This window comes from Streptomyces sp. TRM64462 (assembly GCF_013362995.1).
GTDB lineage: Bacteria > Actinomycetota > Actinomycetes > Streptomycetales > Streptomycetaceae > Streptomyces.
The window spans coordinates 1-23,168 of record NZ_JABWDV010000395.1; the positions used below are offsets into that span (position 1 = coordinate 1).

Genomic DNA, 23,168 nt, shown 5'->3' on the forward strand with positions numbered 1-23,168 from the left:
GGCCGACCCCCCTCGCCCCCACCGGCCGCAGGGCCCGCGCGGCGGAGCCCGAGCCGGCCGACCGTATCGCCGAGGCCGTCGCAGCGGCGCTCACCGACCACGACGGCGACATCGAAGCGGCCACGGCCGCCCTGGTCAGGAGGGCCATCCCGGACGCCATGGCCCTCCTGGACGAGTGCCGCACCGGCGGCCGCTACGACATCGTGGCGTACCCGTGGATCCCCGACATCCTCCGCAAGCCCGGCGCGCGCGGCTCGGACCAGATCTGGGAGGCCCGTCCCAAATGGACCCGCCCGCACCTCCCCGCCGGCACCCACGAGGTGACCCGCCCTCGACATCAACGGCGCCTACCTCTCCGCACTCAAGACGCACCTGCCGATCGGCCAGCTGGAACACACCACCGGCGGCGCCCACGACCCGCGCCGCGCCGGCGTCCACCTCATCACCCCACCGCCCTGGACCCACGAGGACCACCTGCCCAACCCCCTCGGCAACCGCGACGAACCGGGCCCCCTCTGGGTCACCGAGCCCACCCTCCGCCTCCTCCTGCGCCTCTCGGGCCCCCGCTACGGGCTCTGCGACCCGCCGGAGATCCACGAGTCGTACACGTCGGGAGCCACCGAGAACCTCCTGGAGAAGTTCCGCGTCGCCCTCAAGTCGGCCCGCGACCGCGCCATCGACGCGGACGACGAGGTGACGCTCGAATACGTCAAGGCGATGTACTCGAAGTTCGTCTCCACCATGGGCGAGTCCAACTACAACAGGGACCTCTACCGCCCCGACTGGATGCACCTCATCCGCAGCCAGGCCTTCGCGAACCTCTGGATGAAGGCGTACAAGTCCCACACCGAGGGCCTCCTCGTGGTCCGCGCCATGGGCACCGACGAACTCCACGTCACCGGCGACTGGCGCCGCGTCTTCGCGGAGGGCCGAGGCGTCGCCGAGGTGAAGGTGAAGGACACCTACACCATCACCCCGGCCCCGTAGCAGAGCGGCTGCCCTGTCGGAGTACGTGCCCCGCCGTCGCGTCGACGTGCTCCGCCACCACCTCGTGCGGTGAAAGAGGCCGTTCGAAGAAGGTCTCCAGGACGACGATGGCCTGTGTACCGCTGACTCCGTCGATGGCGTAGATCCGGCGCAGGACGTCCTGGAGCTGTTCGGTGGTCGTGGTTCTCACCTTCACCAGCACGGACGCGCTGCCGGCGATGACGTGCGCTTCGAGAACCTCGGGCAGCGCGGCGAAGCTCTGCGCCGAGTCGCCCATCCAGGACGTGGACTCGACCATCACATAGGCCAGGACACCCTGCCCCACCGCGGCGGGGTCCACGTCGACGGTGGTGCGCCGGATGACGCCGCGCTCACGCAGCTTGCGGACACGTTCGTGGGCAGCCGCGGCGGACAGCCCCACGACTTTGCCGAGCGCGGCATAGGACTGGGTGGCGTCGAGCTGAAGCTGCGCCAGCAGTGCACGGTCGACGTGATCCACAACTCTCCATTCAGTAAACCCTTGTGAAGACCATATGACATCAAGCATTGTTCCCTCCAGGCCAAACAGCATCAGCCATCACCTGAGGGTGAAGACCATTGAGGGGGAAGTCCATGACCACTGAGCACCCCGGCTTGTACGAATGCCTCGACGACAGATTCCGCACCGGCCGGTGCATGAACGGCGACGAGGGCCTGGAGGTCCTGTACAGCGGATGCCGCTGGGTGGAAGGGCCGCTGTACGTGCCCGCCTGGCGTCAGGTGGTCTGGAGCGACATCCCCAACGACCGGATGCTGCGCTGGGACGAGGAGACCGGCGCCGTCAGCGTGTTCCGCCGTGGTGCCGGGCACCCGAACGGCAACACCCTCGACCGTGAGGGTCGCCTGATCACCTGCGAGCAGGGCAACCGCCGGGTGACACGCACCGAGCACGACGGCACCCTCACGGTCCTGGCTGACCGCTGGCAGGGAAAGCGCCTCAACAGCCCCAACGACGCGACCGTGAAGTCCGACGGCTCGATCTGGTTCTCCGACCCGGACTTCGGCATCACCAGCGACTACGAGGGCTACCGCGCGGACAGTGAGATCGGCGCCAACAACGTCTACCGCATCGACCCCGCCACCGGCGAGGTACGCCTGGTCGCCGACTGCTTCGGCGCCCCGAACGGGCTGGTCTTCTCGCACGACGAGCAGCAGTTGTACGTTTCCGACACCGGCGCGGGCTTCATCCGGGTCTTCGACGTACGCGACGACGGCACGCTGTCGGACGGGAAGGTCTTCGCCGACGCGTCCGCCCGCGAGGCGGCCCGCTTCGACAACCTCCGCTTCGACGACGCCGGCCGGCTCTGGGCCGCCGCGATGAACGACGGCGTGCACTGCTACGACCCCGACGGCACCCTGCTCGGCCGGCTGAACGTCCCCGAGGCGGTGGCCAACATCTCCTGGGGCGGTGCCAAGCGCAACCGTCTCTTCATCGCCGCGGAGACCAGCCTCTACTCCGTGATCATGGGCGTCACCGGCACACACCCCACAGGCCCGGGCCACAGGCCCTGGCTTCGCCGGGACGCTCGGTGAACAACCGACGCGCCCGCGGCTTCCCTCCAGCGAGATCATGAGCTTATGATCATGACAAGGCGGGGTCGTAGCACAGAGGTAGTGCGCCGCGACAGCATCTCGGAGGACGTCGGTTCGAATCCGACCGCCCCGCCCCTCACCTCACCTCACGCCCCCCGCTCCGCCAGCGCGACGTTCGCCGCGACCGGGAACGCCAGGCCGTTCGCCACGCACGGCGTCAGCTCCTCGGCGACCTCCGAGGCGATCCGGTCCCGGTCGGGCGTCGCCATCGCAGGCAGCGGCGCCGCGCCCAGAAACGCCTCGACCCACTCGTGGGCCGACGCGCAGCGGACCGTACGGGTCTGCCGACTGACCTCCACGTTCCGGAACCCGGCCGCGGTCAGCAGCCGGCGCAGCTCGTCCGGATCGGCCAGATCGAAGATCGCCCGCAGGAACCGCACCGCCTGACCCGGCGCGGGCAGCACCCGCTCGAACGCCGCCTCGAACGGGTGGAAGCCCGGCGAGCGGACATCGCACCACACACTCAGCGCGACCCGGCCGCCCGGCGCCAGCACCCGGCGCAGCTCGCGCAGCGCCGTCACCCGGTCGCCGAAGAACTGCAGCCCCTGCTGGCAGAACCCGATGTCGAAGGCGCCGTCCGGCAGCCCGGTGTCCAGGGCGTCCGCCTGCCTCCACGCGACCGACACCCCGTCGTCGGCAGGCGTGGACCGCCGTGCCAGGGCCAGCATGTCGGCGTTCAGATCGACACCGGTCACCGCGCCGCCCGGCCGGACCCGGGTCGCGGCCTTGTGGGCGACGACGCCGGTGCCGCACGCCAGATCGAGCACCCGCTCACCCGGCCGCGGGCCGACCGCGTCGACCAGCGCCTCGGCCCAGGGCTCGAACAGCAGGGGCACGAGCCGGCTCCCGTAGTTCTCGGCGGTCTCGGCCTTCGCCCAGGCGCCCTGCGTACCGCTCTGCGTACCGGTGGTGGCGGTCATCGCCCTCACGCTCCTTCTCCGGTCGTACGAGCTGTCACGCCCGTACGAACTGCCGCCTTCGTACGAGTCGAGCCTCGGCCCGTCGGGAGCGCCGGACAAGAACCGTTTGTAAACCACCCGCCACCCCTCCCGGCGCCGCCCGGTTCACCAACAGAACTGGCGGCCCCGCGCACCCGGCGGGACACTCGTCACGTGCGGAACTACGGGCAGTACTGCCCCATCGCGCGAGGCTCCGGGATCATCGCCGAGCGATGGACACCGATCATCCTGCGCAACGTCCTGCTGGGCTGCCGCACCTTCAACGAGATCGCCGCCGGCGCCCCCGGACTGTCCCGCGCCCTGCTGACCCGGCGGCTGCGCGAGCTGGAACACGCCGGAGTCGTCGCCGCACGCCCCAAACCGGACGGGCACGGCTCGTACTACATGCCGACGCCGAAGGGACGCGAACTGTGGCCGGTGCTCCAGGCGCTCGGCGACTGGGCGCAGCGCTGGATGGACGTCACCGCCGAGGAGGCCGATCCGGACCTGGTCGTGTGGTCCTGGTGCCACACGTCGCTGCGCCGGGACCTGCTGCCTCGGCGGCGCGTGGTCGTGCGTTTCGAGTTCGGTGCGCATGCCCGCCAGGCCCGCGTGTGGCTGCTGCTGGAGCACGGTGCCGGGGAACTGTGCGGTTTCGACCCGGGCTTCGGCGAGGACGTGGTCGTCACCGTCGAGGACCCGCTGACGTTCGCCCGCTGGCACCTGGGCCTGGTGGAGTGGGCCACGGCCCTCAAGTCGGGTGCCGTACGGGTCGAGGGCCCGCGCGACCTGTGCCGGGCGTTGCCGACGTGGAACGGCTACCCGCAGGTCCAGGCCCGGCGCCGCACCGAGCACGAGCGCGCCCCCGGCGGCACGGCACCCCCGCCCCCGGAGGCCGTACCGGCCGCGGTGGCCGCCCCTCCACGACGTACCGCCCAGCGCGCGCAGAGCGACACCGCGGCCTTCCCCGGCTTCACCGGCCGGCTCGTCACCCCCCGCGACACCGACTACGACGCGGTACGGGCCGTGTGGAACGGCGCGGTCGACCGCAGGCCCCGCTACATCGCCCGCTGCCAGTCCCCGTCCGACGTCGCCGCCGCCATCCGCCACGCCCGCGAACGCGGCCTCACCCTCGCCGTACGGGGCGGAGGCCACGGCGTGGCCGGGACATCGGTGTGCGACGACGGCCTGGTGGTGGACCTGGCCCCGATGAAGTCCCTCACCATCGACCCGGCGGACCGTACGGTGACCGCCGGCGCGGGCACACTCTGGGGCGAACTCGACGCCGCGACACAGGCGTACGGCCTTGCCACCACCGGCGGCCTGGTGTCCCGCACCGGCATCTCGGGCCTCACCCTGGGCGGCGGCCTCGGCTGGCTGATGCGCCGTCACGGACTGGCGGCCGACCGGCTGACCGCCGCCGAGCTGATCACCGCCGACGGCAGCCGCCTCACCGCCACAGCGCGGGAGAACCCGGACGTCTTCCGGGCGCTGCGCGGCGGCGGGCCGGGCATCGGGGTGGTCACCTCCTTCACATACCGGATGGCCCCGCTCGCGGGCGAGGTGCTGTCCGGCCCGGTCCTGTGGCCGCTGGAGGACGCGCCGGCAGTCCTGCGCGGATACCGGGACCTCGTGGCACACGCCCCACCGGAGGTGGCGACACTCGTCGTACTGCGGCGGGCACCGGCGGCGCCGTTCCTACCGGTCGAATCACACGGCCGCCCGATCTGCATGATCGCGATGCTGGCCCTGGCGGAGGCAACCCGCGCGGAACGCCTCCTGGCGCCCCTGCGCGCGCTCGGCCGCCCGCTCCTCGACATGGTGAAATGGCGCCCCTACACAGGCCTGCAGACCCTGTTCGACACCGGCGTCCCGCCCGGCTGGCACTACTACTGGAAGTCCACGGGCCTGCGCGACCTGGCCGACCCCGTGATCGACACGCTCGTCGACCACGCGGCCTGGGCCGGCTCGCCACGCAGCTACGCACTCCTCCTCCACCTGGGCGGCGCGGTCGCCGACACCGACCCCGAGGCCACCACGTTCACCCGCCGCGACGTCCCGTTCGAACTGAACGTCAACGCCGTCTGGCTGCCCCACCAGCCCCTCGGCCCACCCGAACGCGCCTGGGCCCGCGACTACGTCGCCGCCCTGGCCCCGCACCGGTCGGGCGTGTACGTCAACTTCCTCGACGCCGACGACCAGGACCGCGCCCCCGAGGCATACACCCCGAAAACCCGCACCTTCCTGACGGAACTGCGCGCCCGCTACGACCCGGACGGCGTGTTCACACCTCCCCCGTGACAACCCATGCGCAAGCAGTCACCAGCATTGGCCCAGTGGTGCCCGCATGCATGACGTGCACAAGATGGAAGACAACACGAAACCTGGTGCGTTGCGCAGATCTCACACTGACCGGTCACGCACCGTCACAAGGAGGCGGGGCCATGACCACCGCCGAAGGAATATTCGAGCCGAAGGTCGAGCCGTACAAGGTGGCGCCCGAGACCTACGTCATCCCGCAGCTGCTGGAGGCGCCGCCGGTCGGCATGTTCTACGTCAACTCCATGGTCATCACCGGCAGCGAACCGGTGCTCGTCGACACCGGTGCGCCGTCGAACCGGCAGCAATGGCTGGATCACGCCTGGAGCCTGGTCGATCCAGCCGACGTGCGCTGGGTCTTCCTGACCCACGACGACCACGATCACGCGGGAAACCTCCGCCAGGTCATGGCCACCTGCCCGAACGCCACCCTCGTCACGACCTGGTTCTCGATGGCCCGCTATGCCATCGATACCGAGGAGTTCTGGATGCCGTTCAACCGCTCCCGCTGGGTACGCGACGGCGAGAGCTTCACAGCCGGGGACCGCACGCTCCTGGCGATCAAGCCACCCTTCTTCGACAACCCGACAACGCGCGGACTGTTCGACCCCAAGACGCGCGTCTACTGGGCGGCGGACACCTTCGCCACGGCCCTCCCGCACCCCGCCGAAGACGCCGCCGACCTGGACCGGGACGCCTGGCGTGAAGGCATGCTCCTGGGCAACCGACTGAACCACCCGTGGCATCAATGGCTGGACACCGGCAAGTTCAACAAGCACGTGGACCGCGTCCAGGACCTCGATATCGACACCGCGGCGTCCTGCCACGGCCCTGCGATCCACCGCGACCTGATCGACGAGGCGTTCGAACTCATCCGCAAGGTCCCGGAGCTGCCCTACTGGGAGGAGCCGGGGCAGGACTTCCTGGAAGGAATCATCGCGGCGACAGCGAAGCCGGTCGTGCCCTGACGCGGCACCACACCGCCGACGTCAGGTCTCGTCGGGACCGCTCACGGCAGGCGGCCGTCGAGCGGCAGTGAGACGGACGTCGATAGAATCTGCGCGCACGTTCACGGGGGAGGGCGAAATCCGCATGCTGACGCACGGACTTGACGGACCGTCTCATAGAGGACCGTCCCACATCGGCCCGTTCCGGACCGTCGCCGCACTGGGGCGTGGCGGCATGGGCGAGGTGCTGCTGGCCGTCGGGACGGACGGTCGGCTTGTCGCCGTCAAGCGGGTGCACGCCGACTTGGCCGAGGACCCCGGATTCCGCTCGCGGTTCCGCCGCGAGGTGGACGCGTCACGGCGGGTGTCGGGCGCCTACACCGCCCCGGTGATCGATGCCGATCCGGACGCGTCGACGCCCTGGCTGGCCTCTCTGTTCCTGCCGGCTCCCTCACTGAGCGACGCGCTCGACGCGGCCGGAACACTGCCGGAGGACGCCGTCCGGCAGCTCGCCGTGGGCCTCGCGCGGGCCCTGGAGGAGATCCACCGGGCGGACCTGGTGCACCGGGACCTGAAGCCCTCCAACGTCCTGCTGACGGAGGACGGCGTCCGGGTCGTCGACTTCGGCATCGCCCGTGCGGCCGACCACGAGACGAAGCTGACGCACACGGGGGCGCTGATCGGCTCGCCCGCGTTCATGTCCCCCGAGCAGGTCCGGGGCGAGCCCCCGGGGCCGCCGAGCGACGTTTTCTCACTCGGTGTCACCCTCGTCACTGCCGCGACGGGCAGGGCACCGTACGCCGGGGAGTCGCCGCTCGCGCTGATGCACGCCGTCGCCCACGACGAGCCCGATCTGAGCGCCCTACCGCCCGGCCTCCTCCCGATAGTCGCCCCGTGCCTGGCAAAAGACCCGGGCGCCCGGCCGACGCCCGCGCAACTCCTCGACCTGATCGGCCCACTCGACCCCACCTCGCGCCCCTGGCCCGACGCCGTGCACCAGCGGATCGCCCAGCTCCAGGACTGGGCGACCGGGCAAGCCGCGGCGGCCGTGCCCCCGCCCCAGGCCCGGACTCAGGCCGTCCCCACACCGCCGTCCCCGCCGTTCCCGCCGAACCTGTCGGCCGCAGCGCCCCGGCGCCGCAGGGCTCTCAAAGCCGCCGCCCTCGTGACGGGCTCGCTGGTGGCCCTCGCGACGGTGCCCCTCCTCATATACGGCCCGTCGGCGGTCTACCACGAGTTCTTCCCCGTCCCGACACCGACGCCGGGCGGGACCCCGCTGGCCCAGGTCCCGGACAAGTACACCGGCGGCAAGGTGCCGACCTGCGAGCAGGCCAACCGCACCATGAAAGCCCCGGACGGCTTCGGCGAAGCCTCGGGCAACCCCAACACAGGCACGCGGCAGGACCTCGACGGGCAGCGGTTCGCCTCGAACTTCTGCGTCTGGAACACCCGCTCGGGCGATGAGATCTACATCGGCTGGAACCTCTACCCGTCCATACCCGGCGGCCCCACCGGTGCCGAGCGATCCAAGGAGCGCTTCGAAGGGCTGTTCCACACGGCCGACGGCAAGGGACGCGACCTGGATCTCGGCTTCGTGCAGGAGGGCTTCTGGCACCAGAACCCCGACGACAGCAACTGCATCCTGTACGCCCGTGACGTCAACCTGAACCTGTTCGTCTCCATCAAGGGCACCCGCTACCCGAAGGGCACGTGCCAGGACATCACGAAGAACATGGCCCGCCAAGCCCGGACGGCGGTGACGTCCCTGTGAACGCGAACGGGCAGGCCCAGCCCGCGACGCCCGTTCCGGAGAAAGCCGGCCCGTACATCCTGCTCACCGAGCTCGGCCGGGGCGGCATGGGCCGCGTACTGCTCGGCGTCGCGCCGGACGGCCGCCCGGCGGCGGTGAAGCTCGTGCACGCCCGGCACGCCGCCGACGCCGGCTTCCGGTCCCGCTTCCGGCGGGAAGTGGAAGCCTCGCGGAAGGTGTCCGGCGCCTACACCGCAGCCGTCCTGGACGCCGACACGGACGCCGAGCAGCCCTGGCTGGCCTCGGTGTTCGTGCCCGGCCCGGCGCTGGGATCGGCCGTGGAACGGACGGGCACCCTGCCCGAGCCGGCCCTGCACCGCCTCGCGGTCGGCCTGGCGACCGCGCTCGACGAGATCCACCGGACCGGACTTGTCCACCGCGACCTCAAGCCGGAGAACGTGCTGCTCGCCGATGACGGGGCGAGGGTCATCGACTTCGGTATCGCGCGGGCTGCCGAGGGCCCCGACGCCACGCAGCTCACCGGCACCGGCTGGGTGGTCGGCTCGCCTCCGTTCATGTCGCCCGAACAAGCGAACAGCCGGGAGCTGACCGGCGCGAGCGACGTCTTCTCGCTCGGCTCGGTGCTCGTATTCGCAGCGACCGGACGCGGCCCCTTCTCCGGTCCCTCGGCCCTCCAGACCCTCTACAACGTCGTCCACACCGAGCCCGACCTGAGCGGCCTGCCGCAAGACCTGTACGGGACCGTCGCCCGCTGCCTGGCGAAGGACCCGGCCGACCGGCCCACCCCCGCCGAACTCCTCGCCCTCCTCGGCCCGGTGCCCCCGGCGCCCCGGCCATGGCCGCCCGCCGTGCACGCGATGATCGACGAGCAGCGCACCCGCGTCGCGGGCCTGCTCGACGGCGACCCCGAGCGTACGGTCCTGCTGCCGGGCTCCGACGCACCCCGGACGGCCGTGCTCACCACGTACGACACCCCCGCCGCACCGCCACCCCGCCCGCGGCGCACCACGGTGTGGGCGGCCGCGGGCACGGTGGCCGCGGCGGCCGCGGCGGCCCTCGCCACGGGCGTATACCTCCTGACGAAGGACGGCGCGGGGCCGCCCGACAAGTACCTGACGATGCCGGTGTGCGAGGAAGCCGCGCCCCGCCTCCCGCTGCAAGGAGAGCGGCGCAAGGACCAGGACGTCGCCATCGAGTACTCGGACAGCGCGAACACCGAGTGCCGCTGGTACGACAAGGACCAGCCCCAGGCCGACGGCTGGAACTCCTACGCCAGCGCCTCCGTCACCTGGGAACTGCGCCGCTCGGCCGGCGACAAGAACGCCACCGAACGTCAGGAGAAGGAGTTCGCGAGCCGGGCCGACGGCGAGCGCGCCGAGACCGGCCTCGACTTCGGCGACGAGGCGTACTGGACCCTCTCCCAGGACGACCCTTCGGGCTGCCAGCTCAACGTCCGCGACGGCAACCTCGTGATCCGCGTCTTCCTCAACAGCGAGAAACACGCCTCCTGCGAGTCCGAAGCCCGGGAGATCACGAAGGCCGCCCTGGCGGCGATGCCGCCGCGCGCGAGCTGACCAGCCGAGGCTGCGACTTCACCGCCTCACGGCGGCCCGGAGCCCGGCGTTCTACTCCTCCGGCTCCCAGACCTGAGGCAGGTCGAAGAGACGTCGGTCGCCGTCGACCTTCAAGGAGTCCACCGGAACACGGCCGTGCACTAGGAGTGGTGTGTCAGCGGTCCATCAGGACGAACACGCCCCACCCGAGGTATTCGCGCTGGTACCTGGCGTGCTGGACGGGTGCCGTGGCGAGTTCCGCACGCATTTCGTCGGCGAGCTCGTCGTCGGGGTTGGCATCGAGCCAGCGGCGGATGTTGAGCCACTGTGCCGCGACATACCGGTCCCAGCTGTCCTGGTCGGCAAGGACCATCTCGACGACGTCACAGCCCAGCGCCCGGAACTGTTCGAGCAGTTCCGGCAGCGGGAGCAGGTCGCCCTTGCGGGCCATGTGGCAGCCCTCGACGGTGGCCTGGTCCTGAGGCTCGCGGCGCCAGTACGGTTCGCCGATCAGCATCATGCCGCCGGGAACGAGACTGCGCCGCAGGAGTTCGACGGTACCCACCACGCCGGAGCCGATCCAGGTGGCGCCGACACAGGCGGCGATGTCGACGCGATCGTCGACGGCATAGCCCGAGGCGTCCGCGTGCACGAAGCCGACCCGGTCGGCAACGCCCAGCTCCACGGCCCGAGCGCGGGCGGCGTCGATGAAGACGGTGCTGATGTCCACCCCGGTGCCGGCCACACCGTGGTCACGGGCCCAGGTGCACAGCATCTCGCCCTTGCCGCAGGCGAGGTCGAGCATACGGGCGCCCGGCGACGGGCTGATGGCCCGCCCCAGGACGGCCAGTTTCTCGCTGGTGAACGGATTGCAGATGCGATGGCTGCTCTCGCGGATGATGAAGCTACGTGGGAGATCCACTACAAGGGTTCCTTCGGTCCATGGAGGTCAGAACGGCTGGGCAATGCGGCCGACGGGAGTTGACCGCGAGTACCTGGACCGTCATCAAATGCACCTCTTCGGACGTCTGAAGGAAGGGACCGGTCGAGGCTACGGCCGCTGAGATCGCCGCGTCCATCGCATTTCACGTCCTGCCGGGCACCGGATGGTGGTGGGCACGGCGGCACGCAGCGTCACCCCCAACCTGTGTGCCCCGGCGGGTACGCCTGGCGCCAGTGCACGTCGGGGTCAGGCGACGGTCCAGGCGCGCAGATGGCGGGCGATCTGGGCGATGCCGAGCACTCCGGAGGCGGCATCCCGCACGAGCGCGACGGCCGTCTTGGACTGGTAGTCGAGTTCGCGCGCGTTGAGAGTCAGATAAGCCTCAGTCGCATGCCAGGCGAAACGCTCGTTGGAATGCTCCAAGCACGGCAGTTTCGCCAGGGTCTGCAGCAACGCTCCGGCCTTGAGATACAGAGAGCCGTAGATGTCGCGCCCCATCGCCCGGGCATTGACCCGGGCGACAGCGGCGTACAGCGGTCCGAGGTCATCGACCTGCGGATCACCGTCGAGCAGCTCGGCGGCGTGCAGCAGGAACGTGACGTCGAGCATGGTATCCACGGTGCCAGCGGTACCACCCGCGCGTCTCAGCATTGACGCGAACTACCCCGGCCCAGGCCGTCGGCGAGGCCGCGTCCGCAATGCTGGCCACTCTCCGTATCAATTACTGTTGCTCTCCGTATTGTCGCCTTCCGTACCGACTGTGGCTCCTGGACCGGCCACGTCGTCGCCGAGCACCTCGTCCTCACCCAGCCGGCCCGCGCGTACGCCGACACGTTGACCAGCACCAGCTCGCCGAGGTCCGTGAAGGCCCGCGCACCCCGTGACGGCCGATGCCGCTTGCCGCGCAATTCCGCTCTATCGTCGGTGAGTTGTACTCAACGCATGGTCGTGGACAAGGCCGGCAACGAGGTCCAGCACCTGTTCATCGTGCTCGTCGTCCGGCCCCTGTTGGAAGAACCGCCCACTCCTTGGCAGGCCCAACTCACGCCTCGTCAAAGCTTTTGAAGGCTGTGCCGGTGTGAAGTGTCTCTTTGATGCCAGGGGCCTCAGGTCGCTTCTCTGCCACCATCGGATTCCTTGACCATGTGCTCTGACCTGGTGAGATCCCAGTTCGGCCTACTGGCGTCTAGTGGCACCAGTTGCTGGCAGATAGTGGCACCAGCCCAGGACAGATTTGCGGCACTTCCATTAACTGACGATCACGGTGAGGGTCCGCTTGGTGGTGAGGGCTGGGCGTGTTTGTCGAGCTATGCGGTGTGTGTAGGGGCAGAGGCCATGTTGGGGGAGGCCTGGCTGCGGGCGGTGTGCTGTACGGGGGTTCACGGCGTGGTCGGCCGGGACATTGGACGCCCGTTCCCATCCATCGGCACGGCGGGCAGCACCATCGTGGCGAGTCAGCCGCAGGCCGGCCCGTGCGTGCATTTGGGTATGGCGCTACTTGCCCCTGAGATCATCGATCCGACGCTGTTCCCACCAGTCTTGGATCATATCGAGGCGTTTGACGGACGGTTCGATACGGCTCAGGGCTCGGTCCAGGTTGAGGAACGGCACCATCAGGCCGGTGAGTGACGACGTCTTGGACTTCAACCCCTCTGCCTGCCTCGTCCAGGGGGCCAGGTGTTTGGCTGTGTCGCTGAGGCCGGTCAGCATGCGGGCCATGTCGTCATCTGGCGGGGCCGCGGCCGTTTCACCGGAGCTTTTGGAGCCGAGGAGTTGTTGGGCGATAGCTACGGCTGTGGAGACAGCCTGGACTCGCTTCGTAGCGTGGTCGTGGAACCGGCGGGCCATCGATGTGAGATCGATGTCGACGCCTTCGGTCAGGCGGCCCTGAAGCTGGTGTGGCGTCACGATGGGGGCGGGGTCCGACGAAGCCATGACCCAGGCGATCGGTTTGTGTCGGGCGAGGAGTTCGTCTGCCAACACCCGGTAGGCCAGTACAAGGTCTGCGATCAGGTCGGGTTCCAGGGTGTCACGGTGGTAGGCCGCGTTGCGGTATTCGTGCAGCCGGTCGAGTACGTCGCGTTCGTGGTCCGTCAGCACGCCCCGCTGCCTCAGGAACTTGGTCTTCTGGTCCAGGTGGTTGTCCATCTTTGCCCGCCGGTCCGGGCCTACATGCTGATCGATCAGCTGACTCAGCTGTCCATCGAGCTGCCCGCCGCTGTCACGGAACCTTTGCATCTCTTCGATGGTGCTGTCGGGGATCTGGAAGGCCAGTTGGGCGTTGACCTCACGGCCGATGATCACCTCGACTAGATGGTCCAGGAGGATGAGGGCAAGGCGATCGTGTGCTTGGTCGCCTGCCTCGGCACATCGCCGGATTTCGGCTATTTCGACCGCGAGCCAGTTCCATTGTTCGGAGTTCTGTGAGGCCGGGCGGTCCCAATCGGAAGCGAAAGGCTGCATGAGAGGCATGACTCCACCCTTTCATCCCTCCTCCGGGCGACCATCAGGTGAGATAGACAGCCTTGAGGCGAGGCGACCCACCGCCCAAGGGCGGACGGTGCGGCCTTCGCGCTTACTGGTCCGTGCGGGATTTCCCACGCTGTGGTTGCTCAGGGCCCAGCCGCGACCGTGAGGAACGGGGCGTGGGAGGCGCTTGACGCTGCGGTCACTGGGGAAGTCCGGTGGTGTCGAGGAAACGCTGCTGGTTGCCGTGGATGTGCCGGGTGGCTTGTTCGGGTGTCAGCGCCCAGCGGGTGGCGAGGCGGGCGACGACGTCGGAGAGGTCTGCCGGTCGAGCGGGGTGCCTGTTGTGACGGGCGAACGGGCCATCGGTCTCGAGGAGGACACGGTCAGGCGGCAAAATTTCGAGGAGGGCGCGCCCTTTTTGCGAGGTGGTCATTGCCGGGTTGACGGAGAACCACAGTCCTGCGGCCAGGGCCTCGTCGACCAGGGCCAGAGGGCCTGTGTACCAGTGCAGGATCGCGGCGGTGACTCCGGCCTGGGCGAGTCGGGAGAAGGTGTCCTTCTCGGCGCCGCGGCTGTGTACGGTCATGGGCAGGTTACGGGTTCGGGGATCAGCGAGGACGGCCTCGAGGACTCGCAGCTGTGCGCGTCGTGTGGTGCGTCCGGCGGGGGAGTAGTCGAGCCCAATCTCACCGACCCATGTGGTTTCGGGCAGCATGCGCAGAAACCGGGCGATGTCGGCGGGAGTAAAGCTGTGGGCACGTAGAGGATGCATGCCCAGTGCCGGGTGGACGCCACGGCGTCTACCCAGCCGGGCTCGCAACAGCCGGTACTCTCCAGGATCCTCGGTGACGGCCACGACGTCGACGCGAGCCTCGGCGGCCTGGCGCAGGACGGCTACCGGGTCGTCGTAACCGCTCACGTGGCAATGGCTGTCGAGCAGATGGTTCACGAGGCGTGTTCCAACAGTCGTGCGAGCTGCCCCTGCGCGCCCGAGGTCAGCCAGGCGCGGATCTCGGCGATGCCGCGCCGCCATACGTCGATGTAAGCGGTGCGCTCGCCACGGGGCAGCGGGCCGTTGCGCAGGACGTCACTGGTGGGCCGGCCAAGGCGGGTGCCAGCCACAACAGCACGCAAGTCAGCGCTGCGGCCGGAGTCCGGATCCAGTAGTTCGGGATCGTTCAGCGCATCCCAGGCGTAGTGCCTGGCGTCGTCCCAGCCCGCCCGGGACATCGACGCCCGGCGGATCAGGCACGGGAAGCAGTAGCCGCAGTTGCCCTGCGGCCGCTCGGCGTAGCGGGCGGCCTCGGGATGGGAGCAGGAGATGCTCTGCGGTGCGAGTTCCCGCAGAAGCGGCTGATTGCGGCTGCCGACGAGCATCTCGCCCTTGGTCTGCAACCGGTAGGGGTTGACCAGCCGGTTGTGAACGCCGACCGCCTCCTTCACCTGTTCCAGCAGCGCCAAGTAGTGCGGATGGGTAGTGCGGGTGCTGAAGCTCCCGGCCCGAGCACGGGTGAGGGGCACGTTGATGCCGATGTAGCCGTTCTCCGGGAGATAGACCGGGACGTTCGGGCCGATGGAGGAGGCGATCGCCAGGGCGGTCGACAAGAACATCAGTGAGCGTGAACGGGTGGTGGTCTCACGGCCGTCGGGCAGTGGTCTGGCCTGGGACGGATGCGCGGGCGCCGGCCGCAAGAACAGGCGCAGCGAGACCACCCGTGAGCCGTAGTGACCGCGTAGATGCCGCAACAGACGGGCCTGAGCGCGTGGAGTCTGGCCGCCCTCGTAGTGCGACAGGAGACATAGGCGCCGGTCAGGGTCCTCCTCCAGCAAGTCGATGACCCCACACAGGGAGTCCAGGCCTCCCGAGAACAGGCACACACCGTCCGCAACGACCCGCCCCTGGCCACTGTCCGAACCGTGCGGCAGAGGTGCGGATCGCTGAGAGCGGGGATGCAGAGTCCACCGGTCGCCGGTCAGGAAGCGCAGAGTTGTCTGCGAGGCCTCCACCGGCCACCTACCGGCGTCTTCTGCCGGGAAGACCAGAGACAGATCACGTGTCCAGGCATCGTTGGTGCGGCTGCGTTCGCTCACTCTGTCGCTGATGTAGGCGCCGACCGCCATGATCATCAGGTCAGCCGCCTGACGAGTGGGCCGGAAGGAACGGAACAGCCCGAGGCCGGCCTGCACTGTGCCCTTAGGCGAGCCCGGGGCGAAGTCCAGCAGGATCCCTTCGGGCGGCGCGGGATCGTCGAACTCCTCGGTACGCACCGTGAACTGTGTCATGCCAGCCCCTCCAACGCCTGGTAGGCCAGTTCCACGGCATTCTCAACAAGAGCACGGCCGTCTGGGCCCGACCAGTCCAAACTCAACGGCTGCGCAGGCATCTGGATGGCCACGCAGTCCTCGATGATCTGGCGCATCTGCCCGTCAGCGCGGCGTGCAGCCTCGGGGTCGGCGATAGTGCCGAGCCGTTCGGCCACCACCGGCACCCGGTTGTAGATGTAGTGCGTCAGGAACAGTTCGAGCAGCCGCTCCACATCGTTGCGGTCGGCTGCCTCGCTTTCGAGCTCCTCCCAGGTGTCCGCCTCGCCAAACAATTCCTCCAGAACGTCGCAGACCGCGTCCCGGGCCGCCTGCCCGTCCAGGTCGCCCCCAGCACCAGCCAGTTGCGTCACCAGCTCATCGACGATCTCGTACCGGTCCCGCCCGACCAGGTCGCCCAGCGACGCCTGACGCAGCGCCTCGCCCAGCCCGTCGGCGGCCACCCCGGACAGCAGGCCGCCCAGCCGCTGGGCCGTGCTGCGCCCGGCCGCCGCGCCCGCGGCGGCGGCCGCAGCGCCACCCAGGACCGGAACGTGGCGGGCAAGGACGGCGGCAGCCCGGCTGCGGGGAGCGGAACCATGGCTGACGTCGCGGGCGTATGCGGTCGCCGCGTGCTTGAGAGGCGTCCACGCCCCGCCGGAGCCACTGGTGCGGTCGGTGGAAGTACCCACTTCAGCTACGCCCTTGCCGCCGGCGCACGTCGCGAGCCTGGCGCACGAACGCGCCTGCCGGGGTACCTGTGGACTCCCAGCCGTCCAGCAGAGCCGTCACGGAGGGGTCGGTGGGGGGCAGCCGTCGCACCAGGGTCGAGAGCTTCGGGCGCAGGAGCTCCAAAGGGACGAGTCTGAGCCGCTCGCAGACGTCCCGAGCGATCGCGGGGATCTCGTGACACAGCTCCGCCGCGCTGTCCGTGGCCGGTCCCGCCGGATCACGCTGAACCACCTGCATAAGGTGCTCCACGAGTGTCGGCAGATCCTCAGCCGCCACGGTCTGCTGCACCTGTCGCACCGCGGCCCGGCGCCGGCCGACGACGTCGGACTGGAGCAGGCCGAGCAGTTCCTGGACATGCGCGGGCAGAAGCGCCGTGGTGGCCGCTAGCCTCAATTTGGCCCGCGCGAACGTGAAGTACGGGCCGAGATCTACTGCGGCCAGGGCGGGATCCATCCGAAGCCAGGCGTCGATATGCGGCATCTCCGCCCAGGCGCGAACCTCCTCGTTCAGCTCGCCCGTGGCGGTGCTCTCCCCGCGAGCCCGCCCTCGCCTTGGGGGACGTCCGTCCGAGGAGGCGCGTGGCTCCTCGGGAGTCTGGCTGTCGCCCGATCCTCTCTGAGCGGCCGTCGCCGCACCGCGTGCGTGCCGTTCGGCGGCTTGGAGATGTCCGTTCCCGCCCGATCCCAGTGCCTGGACCTGCCAGTCGAACAGATTCTGGAAGTCGGTCAAGTACTGCTCTTCCAGCACCATGAGCTTGGCCAGGACCGCCGCGTCCAGCCTCGTACCCCGGCGTTCGGCGCTCGCCAGGCGCAGGGTCAGCGTGTTCAGAAACCGCTTGATCTGCCGAGGATTGCCACGCAACGTACTGCCGAGCACCGGGGAGATCGCCGCCGCCCACGTCATGTCCTCGTACAACCGCGTCGGCATGCCAGCGCCGAGCGTGGCAGATGCGATGCCCGCATTCAGAGCAACCCCAAGGGCGCTTTCGCGCCTGCGCAGGTCAACTGCTTCGCACACCCTCTCGAACTGCTCCCGCTCAAGGTGCAGTTGCGCCAGCAGCAAATGCATGTATGTCTCGGCTTCGGGCGCGGACAACACCGGAATGCTGATCTTGACCTGGAGCATCTTCTCCAGATACTCCGCGCCCAGACCAGACGTTCCGGGGCGGCCGAGGCCCGGGTAGCGTCGGTCGATGGCGGCCTGCACGACCTCGGGGTGGGCAGCGATCACGAACGCGCTTTTCTCCACGTTGAGGAAGAGACGGATCGCCTCAAAGGTGTCAACGACCGTATGTGGCAGGCACCGGTCCAGGTCATCGATCAACACGATCACCGCCCGAACCTGCTCCAACGAACCCACCAAGCTGGCGAACTCCTGCCGGAACGCCCCCGGGTCCGCGGGAGTGCGGTTCTCTTCCGCGCTCTCCCCGACAGGCTCCTGGTCCGGGTACGTCCCCCCGACAGCGCTCTGGGCGATGGTGGAGGCCACGTCAGCCAAACCGGGATCGAGCGCGCCGGCAGCCATGGCCGCGCCGGCGGGCAGTGCCGCTCCGACCAGCATCTGTACCGGCCGCCGCAGGCTCCGGGCCACTCGTCTGAGTCGGCCCGCCTCCACAGCCTCGGCGCTGCCCTCATCGGCTTCTTGCTGCAGGCGCGTCAGCACTGCCTCCATGAGCGCGCCCTTGATGTCCTCATAGCCTTCGTACTGCCACGGGCTGAACGGGACCACGACGAAATGTCCGGCCTCGTCGGATGAAATGGTCGACAGTTCCTTCGAGACGATCCTCAGCAGGCTGCTCTTGCCTGAACCCCAACCACCGAGCACACCCAGCGTCAGAGGCAGGAGCCGCTGCTGTGTCAGAGCAACGACCATCTCGTCAACGAGGAAGTCAAACCCGAGAAGGTCCAGATCCGTCTCGTTATCCGACCACACGCTACCTCCCACGCCCTGATCTGCGTTGGCTCCCGCCCAACACGTCCATGATCTTATGCCGAAAGGCCGAAAAAGCGCCCGGTTCGACGGAATTGGTGTCACGATGCAACTGCCCGGCACCTACAGACCGCTACCAAGGCCGCATCCGTCACTCACGGCCTCCAGCGACGTATGTGACACGGGCCACGGCCGCCTTCGTGGCGAGCCCCCATCACCGGAGGAGGACCCGCAGCACACGCTCGTGGCCCCCTTGCAGAATCCCGTGTCTTCGCCGGTAACTCAGTCGCCCCCCTGGAACGGGCCACCGTTGCCGACATGCAGCCCAAGCTTCCGGCGTTGGTATTTCTGCTGCTTGCAGACGCGGAGACGCTGCCATGATGCAGGTCCGGAACCGGCAGCGCGCTTGCGCGAGAGACTACACATTGCGTCCCACCAGGCCTGGCTGGGATGCCCTCGCCGCACTGCTGTGTGACGCTGCCGCTCGAGCGCTGTTTCGGAGAAGGGTTCAGCGGATAACTGAGGCCCCTCGCCTACCGAACCGCCCAGCGGAAGCAGTGGCAACTGCCCCTCCCGCTCCGACATGTCGGCCCGCGCCCGATGTCCGGAGTGCAATGAACATCCTCAGCGACCGTCGGCCGAGGCTCGACGCCGGACCAATTGTCAGTAGCGACGGCTAGCCTCAACCTTCATGAGTCTTGCGCGCCGACCGGCTAGCGAACTTCCCGGCGACCCCGCCCAGTTGCGGTTGGTCTACAGCCACGGGCACCCCGCCGTGCCCTACGAGGACGAGGACACCCTTGAGCACTGGCGTGTCTCCATCCGCGCCTACCACGACGAGGAGGAGGAATGCGCCGACGGCTGCACCGATGCGTGCCAGCAGCTCATCGACAACGGCAGCGAGGCCGGCTGGCTGCGTCTGTGGCGGCTGCGTGACAACACCGGTGCGGATCGCTGGATGGTCGCGGACGCCCAATCGGGAGACCTGGAGAGCATCGCGGCCACCGTCCTCGACGACGGCGAGTATTCCGATGCCTTCCAGGAGATCATCGACTGCCCGGTGGGGGATCTGCTCATCCTGGACCGGGTGTTCCTGGCCCGTCCCTGGCGCGGCTTCGGCCTGGGTCCGGTGTTCGCCGCCGAGGCCATCCGCCGCCTGTCCGGCGGCTGCTGTGCGGTCGCGGCCGAGCCCGGCATGGCCGAATGGCCCGAAAACCGGGACGAGGTGAATGACGCCGACCGCGCCACGGCCAAGGCCAAGATCGCCGCCCTGTGGGAGTCGATCGGCTTCCACGCCTTCCACGGCGGGGTGCAGCTGCTCGATACCAGCCTGCAGGAGTCCATCGACCTGCACCGTGCGCGCCGCAAGGACCTGGAGGACCTCTCCGCCGCCTACCGGGCCCACCTCGAGGGCCGGCCCGCTCTCCCTGAGCTGGCCGTGACCCCGCCCGCCTCGCCAGCGACTCCCGTGCCGGCCGCTACCCGTCAGCCACCCGCGCCCGCCCCGGAGGTAGAGGCGGAGCCCGGCGACGGACTGGCGGCCGCCGCGAGCCTGTCCGACCTCCAGCGGAAGTGCAAATTCTCTGGCTGGAGCCCCGGCGACCGCGCCGCCGCCCTGGCCGTCGCTGCACAGGCCACCCACGACACCGACCTGCGCCAACTGGCCGCCCAGGTCAAGCACGTGCACTTCGGCCTGCGCGACGCCTGGACCGACGCGATCACCTTTCCCGGCCGCCTCTTTAACGTGCATCCCTTCCGGGAAAACCCCGCCGCCCTCGGGCCACTGGCCGGACTGTGGGTCTACGGCTCCAATCTCAACGGCCGTTACCGGGGCCGCTCCCACGCCGTGGGCGGGGACTGCCAGCACGCCCGCCCCCTCACCCCGGACACCGAACGCATGACCCTGGCCGACCTCCTCGACCTGACCAGTTTCTGGGAATGGAACGGCCCCAGCTGCTCCTTCTGCCACGGATGGTCCGGCCAACGCCTGACCCCCGACCAGCACACCCACTACCTCACTGTCCTCGCTGGCCACCAGCGCTGACCGCGGCGATCACGTAACCGGCCACGGGTGCTCACCGCGATGCTCCCGGCCCGGCCGGGCCGCAGGGAAACGGGAACGCATGCAAGATCACCAGACCGGACGCGGCCGTGCAGGGCAGCTGCCCGACCGGCTGCGTGCCGTCGGCCCGGGCTGGTACCCCTGCTGCTGCGACTGCACACCCACCTCCTCGCGTGGGACGCCGAGTACCGAGTCGAGGTTCTCAAGGAGAAGTTCGGCGCAGCCCGCGTGCACATCGTCACTGACTCGGGGGCATCGGATTCCGAGATGCGCAGCCTCCTTGTCCTGTCCGGGGAGGAACAGCCCGCGACCGTCTGCGAGTTCTGCGGGGCAGTCGGACGCCGTCGGCGCCGCGCCGATGCCCCGTATGGCTGGACCACGGCTGTGTGCGATCCCTGCCAGACCGCGTGGTCCGTCACTCCATCCTGATCGTCAACGGCGCAGTGCGCCACCACCGCAGGCAACGACGGGACACCAATGAAAGGCGACTCCAGGGGCCCCCGCAGGGTGTGCCGGCGGCTGTCCGACAGGTCCGCGCCCAGCGGCCGTCGCCGATCCCAGCTCTGCGGTCGTTCGCTGTCCGGCTGTACGTGTCTTCCGGCACCGCGCTGGTCTGCGGAGCCAAAAACCTGATGTGCCCGGCATCGACTGCTGACACCATGCCGTCAGCACCTGCCCGGCCCCTCGCCGACACCAAATTTGGAGCGGTGGCTTACGACGGGAGGCGACACTGCCCCGAGCACCCGGAGAGAGCACAGCCGTGACGACAACAGCCCCTGGCGACGACATCGCCTTGGCCCTAATTGCGCAGGACATCATGTTCCTGCGACGCTTCGCCCAGAGCGTCACGGTCGGGGCCTTGGACGAGGCTGTCGTCCCGGTCTTCTGCATGCACAACTACATGTGCCTGATCATTCACGAGTCCCACCGGGCACTTCGCCAGGTCGCTCCCGACCTCGCGGACGCCCTCGCCTACGACTGCGCGCCTGCCATCGAGCGCGCTCGGCACTCGGTCAAGCTCTACGACGACAAGTACAAGGAACTGGATGATGTCGGCGCCGACTTCCGGCGCATCATTGAGGAACACCGTCAGGAATTCCTCGGCAACACGTGGCTGCCACTGGCTCGGCCGCTGGAGAGGGATCTCGTCCTGTGGCGCTTTCGCGGCAGGCTTGTCTCGACCTCTCACACAGCCAGCTTCTTCCTCGCATTCCCCCCGCAGGCTTTCAAGAACAAGGACGATCTCGGTCCCAGGCTGCATGCCGTCGCCGTGGAACAGGGCAGGTACATTGGCGCGGCGGCAGAAGGCCTGCCCTGGCAGGGGCAGCCCGTCCTCGACGTGATGAAGACAACGGACCGCACGGAGAACAAGGTGCGTGCCGAGAAGCACTACCGGCGAAGCTTCGATCCCGCCCTCCGAGAGGAGATCAAGGCCTCCCTGACAGCCATGACCTGTGCACTGAACACCGCTGCCGTCCTCCTCGCCGACGACACCAACCCCTCCTCGGCGACAACACTGTTCAAGCTGCGCTACATCACCCTTCATCACGTCCTCTCCAGCCTCGGCAAGCTCGATGACCAGTACGGAGCCGAACTCCGCACGCCGGACCGAGCGCTGCTGAAGGACATCCTCGACGCCCCGATGAGCAACCTGAACCTTCAGGCTCACAGAGGCTTCAGGAACACTCTGGTCCACTACCGCCCCACGCGGGACGTGCAGGAACGACTGTCTCTTGACGCACCGCTCTACGGCCTCTTGGACGCCTACTTCCCAGCAGATGAAGCACGATCGCTCGGCGACACCCTTGTGCTCCACACCGCTCACGTCGCCGACCGCATGAGCGCCTGGTGCGACAACTGATCGGCAGGACCTACGGTGCGCCGTCCTGGGCGGTGGGAGTCAGCCGAACCAGTGGACCAGGCGCGCCGTGTTGTGCACGGCAAGGGCTCGTTCCTCAAGACCGAGCGCGTACTGTTTTGCCGTGTCGTCACTGCGGGTCAAGAGCAGGGACGACAGGCCGATGAGCCGGGCGCTGCCCAGGCAGGCGACGTCGAGGGCCAGGGCCAGCATCTCGGGGGAGATGTCGTGGGCCCTCAGTGTGCCGTCGACGTAGCGGGCCATGTGCGCGAGCCCGGTGGGAGTGCTGTGGGTGACCTGACTCAGCAGTGAGTACGCCACCGGTAGCCAGCCCGGCTCGGGGGAGGGCTCGCCCATGGCCAGGAGCAGCTCGTCGATCGGCGGCAAGGGCTTGCGCCCCTTCGCTATGGCTTGTGGCCCTTCGACCACGCTGTCAGGCAGATGGAGCAGCTGCTCCGCGGCTTTGAGGGACACCCCGTTGCTGGAGAACAGGGCGGGGGTCTTCTCCTTGCGGGCGCGGAACTCGTCGAAGTAGCGGGAGGAGCGCTGCACATGTGCCTCGTCGTCCTTCTGCTCCTGGGCCAGCCAACTGTCCCTGCGCCAGGCGGGCCTCACCCTGGCCCAAATCCCGCAGGGCGACAGCGACACCGCCTTCGAAGCCAGTCAGGACCTCGGGCGACGCTGTGAAACGTGAAGTCTGCAATGAGCGATGGTCGGGCGGCGTTGT

17 protein-coding genes, 1 tRNA gene and 1 pseudogene are annotated in these 23,168 nt (G+C 69.0%); 9 read left to right on the forward strand and 10 right to left on the reverse strand.

The features are described from left to right. Nucleotides 1-987: pseudogene (locus HTZ82_RS23135) on the forward strand (transcriptional regulator); the annotation flags it as partial. Here HTZ82_RS23135 and HTZ82_RS23140 read toward each other — a convergent pair. Then, nucleotides 971-1,486 carry an Lrp/AsnC family transcriptional regulator gene (locus HTZ82_RS23140; protein WP_175411383.1) on the reverse strand — a complete coding sequence of 172 codons (516 nt, stop codon included), beginning with the start codon at nucleotides 1,484-1,486 and terminating at the stop codon, nucleotides 971-973. The pseudogene HTZ82_RS23135 and the gene HTZ82_RS23140 sit on opposite strands and share 17 nt — an antisense overlap. 113 nt (nucleotides 1,487-1,599) lie before the next feature. Between HTZ82_RS23140 and HTZ82_RS23145 the strand changes: the two genes are divergently transcribed. Together HTZ82_RS23145 and HTZ82_RS23150 are read left to right on the forward strand one after the other, a co-directional pair. Then, the gene (locus tag HTZ82_RS23145; protein WP_175411384.1) at nucleotides 1,600-2,559 is read left to right on the forward strand and encodes an SMP-30/gluconolactonase/LRE family protein; all 960 of its coding nucleotides are present in this window, start codon (nucleotides 1,600-1,602) and stop codon (nucleotides 2,557-2,559) included. A gap of 59 nt (nucleotides 2,560-2,618) precedes the next feature. Continuing rightward, nucleotides 2,619-2,693 (forward strand) — tRNA-Leu (locus tag HTZ82_RS23150). Between the two features lie 12 nt (nucleotides 2,694-2,705). Here the strand turns inward: HTZ82_RS23150 and HTZ82_RS23155 are convergent. Then, nucleotides 2,706-3,539, reverse strand: a complete 834-nt coding sequence (locus HTZ82_RS23155) for a class I SAM-dependent methyltransferase (protein WP_175411385.1) — start codon at nucleotides 3,537-3,539, stop codon at nucleotides 2,706-2,708. Nucleotides 3,540-3,731: 192 nt separating this feature from the next. Between HTZ82_RS23155 and HTZ82_RS23165 the strand changes: the two genes are divergently transcribed. The 4 genes from HTZ82_RS23165 to HTZ82_RS23180 all read left to right on the forward strand — a co-directional run bounded on the left by HTZ82_RS23165 (nucleotide 3,732) and on the right by HTZ82_RS23180 (nucleotide 10,168). Continuing rightward, nucleotides 3,732-5,858 carry an FAD-binding protein gene (locus HTZ82_RS23165; RefSeq protein ID WP_217624482.1) on the forward strand — a complete coding sequence of 709 codons (2,127 nt, stop codon included), beginning with the start codon at nucleotides 3,732-3,734 and terminating at the stop codon, nucleotides 5,856-5,858. 143 nt (nucleotides 5,859-6,001) lie between these two features. Further along, nucleotides 6,002-6,844 carry an MBL fold metallo-hydrolase gene (locus HTZ82_RS23170; protein WP_175411386.1) on the forward strand — a complete coding sequence of 281 codons (843 nt, stop codon included), beginning with the start codon at nucleotides 6,002-6,004 and terminating at the stop codon, nucleotides 6,842-6,844. A gap of 124 nt (nucleotides 6,845-6,968) precedes the next feature. Next, a complete protein-coding gene (locus HTZ82_RS23175) occupies nucleotides 6,969-8,594 on the forward strand; it encodes a serine/threonine-protein kinase (protein ID WP_175411387.1) in 1,626 nt (541 codons plus the stop codon). Next, nucleotides 8,591-10,168 (forward strand): serine/threonine-protein kinase, encoded by a 1,578-nt coding sequence (locus HTZ82_RS23180; RefSeq protein WP_309235643.1) that lies wholly within the window; start codon nucleotides 8,591-8,593, stop codon nucleotides 10,166-10,168. The genes HTZ82_RS23175 and HTZ82_RS23180 overlap by 4 nt, the downstream gene beginning before the upstream one ends. A gap of 154 nt (nucleotides 10,169-10,322) precedes the next feature. Here the strand turns inward: HTZ82_RS23180 and HTZ82_RS23185 are convergent, their stop codons facing one another. The 7 genes from HTZ82_RS23185 to HTZ82_RS23215 form a co-directional block, all read right to left on the reverse strand. Then, nucleotides 10,323-11,069: a methyltransferase domain-containing protein gene (locus HTZ82_RS23185; RefSeq protein ID WP_175411388.1), complete on the reverse strand. Its 747-nt coding sequence runs from the start codon at nucleotides 11,067-11,069 to the stop codon at nucleotides 10,323-10,325. Between the two features lie 267 nt (nucleotides 11,070-11,336). Next, nucleotides 11,337-11,699: a fic family toxin-antitoxin system, toxin component gene (locus tag HTZ82_RS23190; protein ID WP_175411389.1), complete on the reverse strand. Its 363-nt coding sequence runs from the start codon at nucleotides 11,697-11,699 to the stop codon at nucleotides 11,337-11,339. Between the two features lie 885 nt (nucleotides 11,700-12,584). After that, entirely contained in the window at nucleotides 12,585-13,562 is a 978-nt protein-coding gene (locus HTZ82_RS23195) for a hypothetical protein (protein WP_254712052.1), read from the reverse strand. A gap of 196 nt (nucleotides 13,563-13,758) precedes the next feature. Further along, nucleotides 13,759-14,508: a TatD family hydrolase gene (locus HTZ82_RS23200; RefSeq protein ID WP_175411390.1), complete on the reverse strand. Its 750-nt coding sequence runs from the start codon at nucleotides 14,506-14,508 to the stop codon at nucleotides 13,759-13,761. Next, nucleotides 14,505-15,842, reverse strand: coding sequence for a Qat anti-phage system QueC-like protein QatC (gene qatC / locus HTZ82_RS23205; protein ID WP_175411391.1), 1,338 nt, complete (start codon nucleotides 15,840-15,842; stop codon nucleotides 14,505-14,507). Before qatC ends, HTZ82_RS23200 begins: the two co-directional genes overlap by 4 nt. Continuing rightward, nucleotides 15,839-16,552 (reverse strand): hypothetical protein, encoded by a 714-nt coding sequence (locus tag HTZ82_RS23210; RefSeq protein WP_175411392.1) that lies wholly within the window; start codon nucleotides 16,550-16,552, stop codon nucleotides 15,839-15,841. The genes qatC and HTZ82_RS23210 overlap by 4 nt, the downstream gene beginning before the upstream one ends. A gap of 1 nt (nucleotide 16,553) precedes the next feature. After that, nucleotides 16,554-18,524 carry a P-loop NTPase fold protein gene (locus HTZ82_RS23215; RefSeq protein WP_070201521.1) on the reverse strand — a complete coding sequence of 657 codons (1,971 nt, stop codon included), beginning with the start codon at nucleotides 18,522-18,524 and terminating at the stop codon, nucleotides 16,554-16,556. A gap of 688 nt (nucleotides 18,525-19,212) precedes the next feature. On the opposite strand from HTZ82_RS23215, the gene HTZ82_RS23220 reads away from it, so the two are divergent. Both HTZ82_RS23220 and HTZ82_RS23225 read left to right on the forward strand, forming a co-directional pair. Continuing rightward, nucleotides 19,213-20,565 (forward strand): hypothetical protein, encoded by a 1,353-nt coding sequence (locus HTZ82_RS23220; protein ID WP_175411393.1) that lies wholly within the window; start codon nucleotides 19,213-19,215, stop codon nucleotides 20,563-20,565. Nucleotides 20,566-21,343: 778 nt separating this feature from the next. Next, entirely contained in the window at nucleotides 21,344-22,444 is a 1,101-nt protein-coding gene (locus HTZ82_RS23225; RefSeq protein ID WP_175411394.1) for a hypothetical protein, read from the forward strand. Between the two features lie 39 nt (nucleotides 22,445-22,483). Here the strand turns inward: HTZ82_RS23225 and HTZ82_RS23230 are convergent, their stop codons facing one another. After that, nucleotides 22,484-23,056 carry a hypothetical protein gene (locus HTZ82_RS23230; protein WP_175411395.1) on the reverse strand — a complete coding sequence of 191 codons (573 nt, stop codon included), beginning with the start codon at nucleotides 23,054-23,056 and terminating at the stop codon, nucleotides 22,484-22,486. Nucleotides 23,057-23,168: the final 112 nt, after the last annotated feature.

Coding starts and splice junctions, on each gene's coding strand:
- HTZ82_RS23145 (WP_175411384.1), top strand. CDS start 1,600: ATGACCACTGAGCACCCCGGCTTGTACGAATGCCTCGACGACAGATTC.
- HTZ82_RS23155 (WP_175411385.1), bottom strand. CDS start 3,539: ATGACCGCCACCACCGGTACGCAGAGCGGTACGCAGGGCGCCTGGGCG.
- HTZ82_RS23170 (WP_175411386.1), top strand. CDS start 6,002: ATGACCACCGCCGAAGGAATATTCGAGCCGAAGGTCGAGCCGTACAAG.
- HTZ82_RS23175 (WP_175411387.1), top strand. CDS start 6,969: ATGCTGACGCACGGACTTGACGGACCGTCTCATAGAGGACCGTCCCAC.
- HTZ82_RS23190 (WP_175411389.1), bottom strand. CDS start 11,699: ATGCTCGACGTCACGTTCCTGCTGCACGCCGCCGAGCTGCTCGACGGT.
- HTZ82_RS23195 (WP_254712052.1), bottom strand. CDS start 13,562: ATGCCTCTCATGCAGCCTTTCGCTTCCGATTGGGACCGCCCGGCCTCA.
- qatC (WP_175411391.1), bottom strand. CDS start 15,842: ATGACACAGTTCACGGTGCGTACCGAGGAGTTCGACGATCCCGCGCCG.
- HTZ82_RS23220 (WP_175411393.1), top strand. CDS start 19,213: ATGAGTCTTGCGCGCCGACCGGCTAGCGAACTTCCCGGCGACCCCGCC.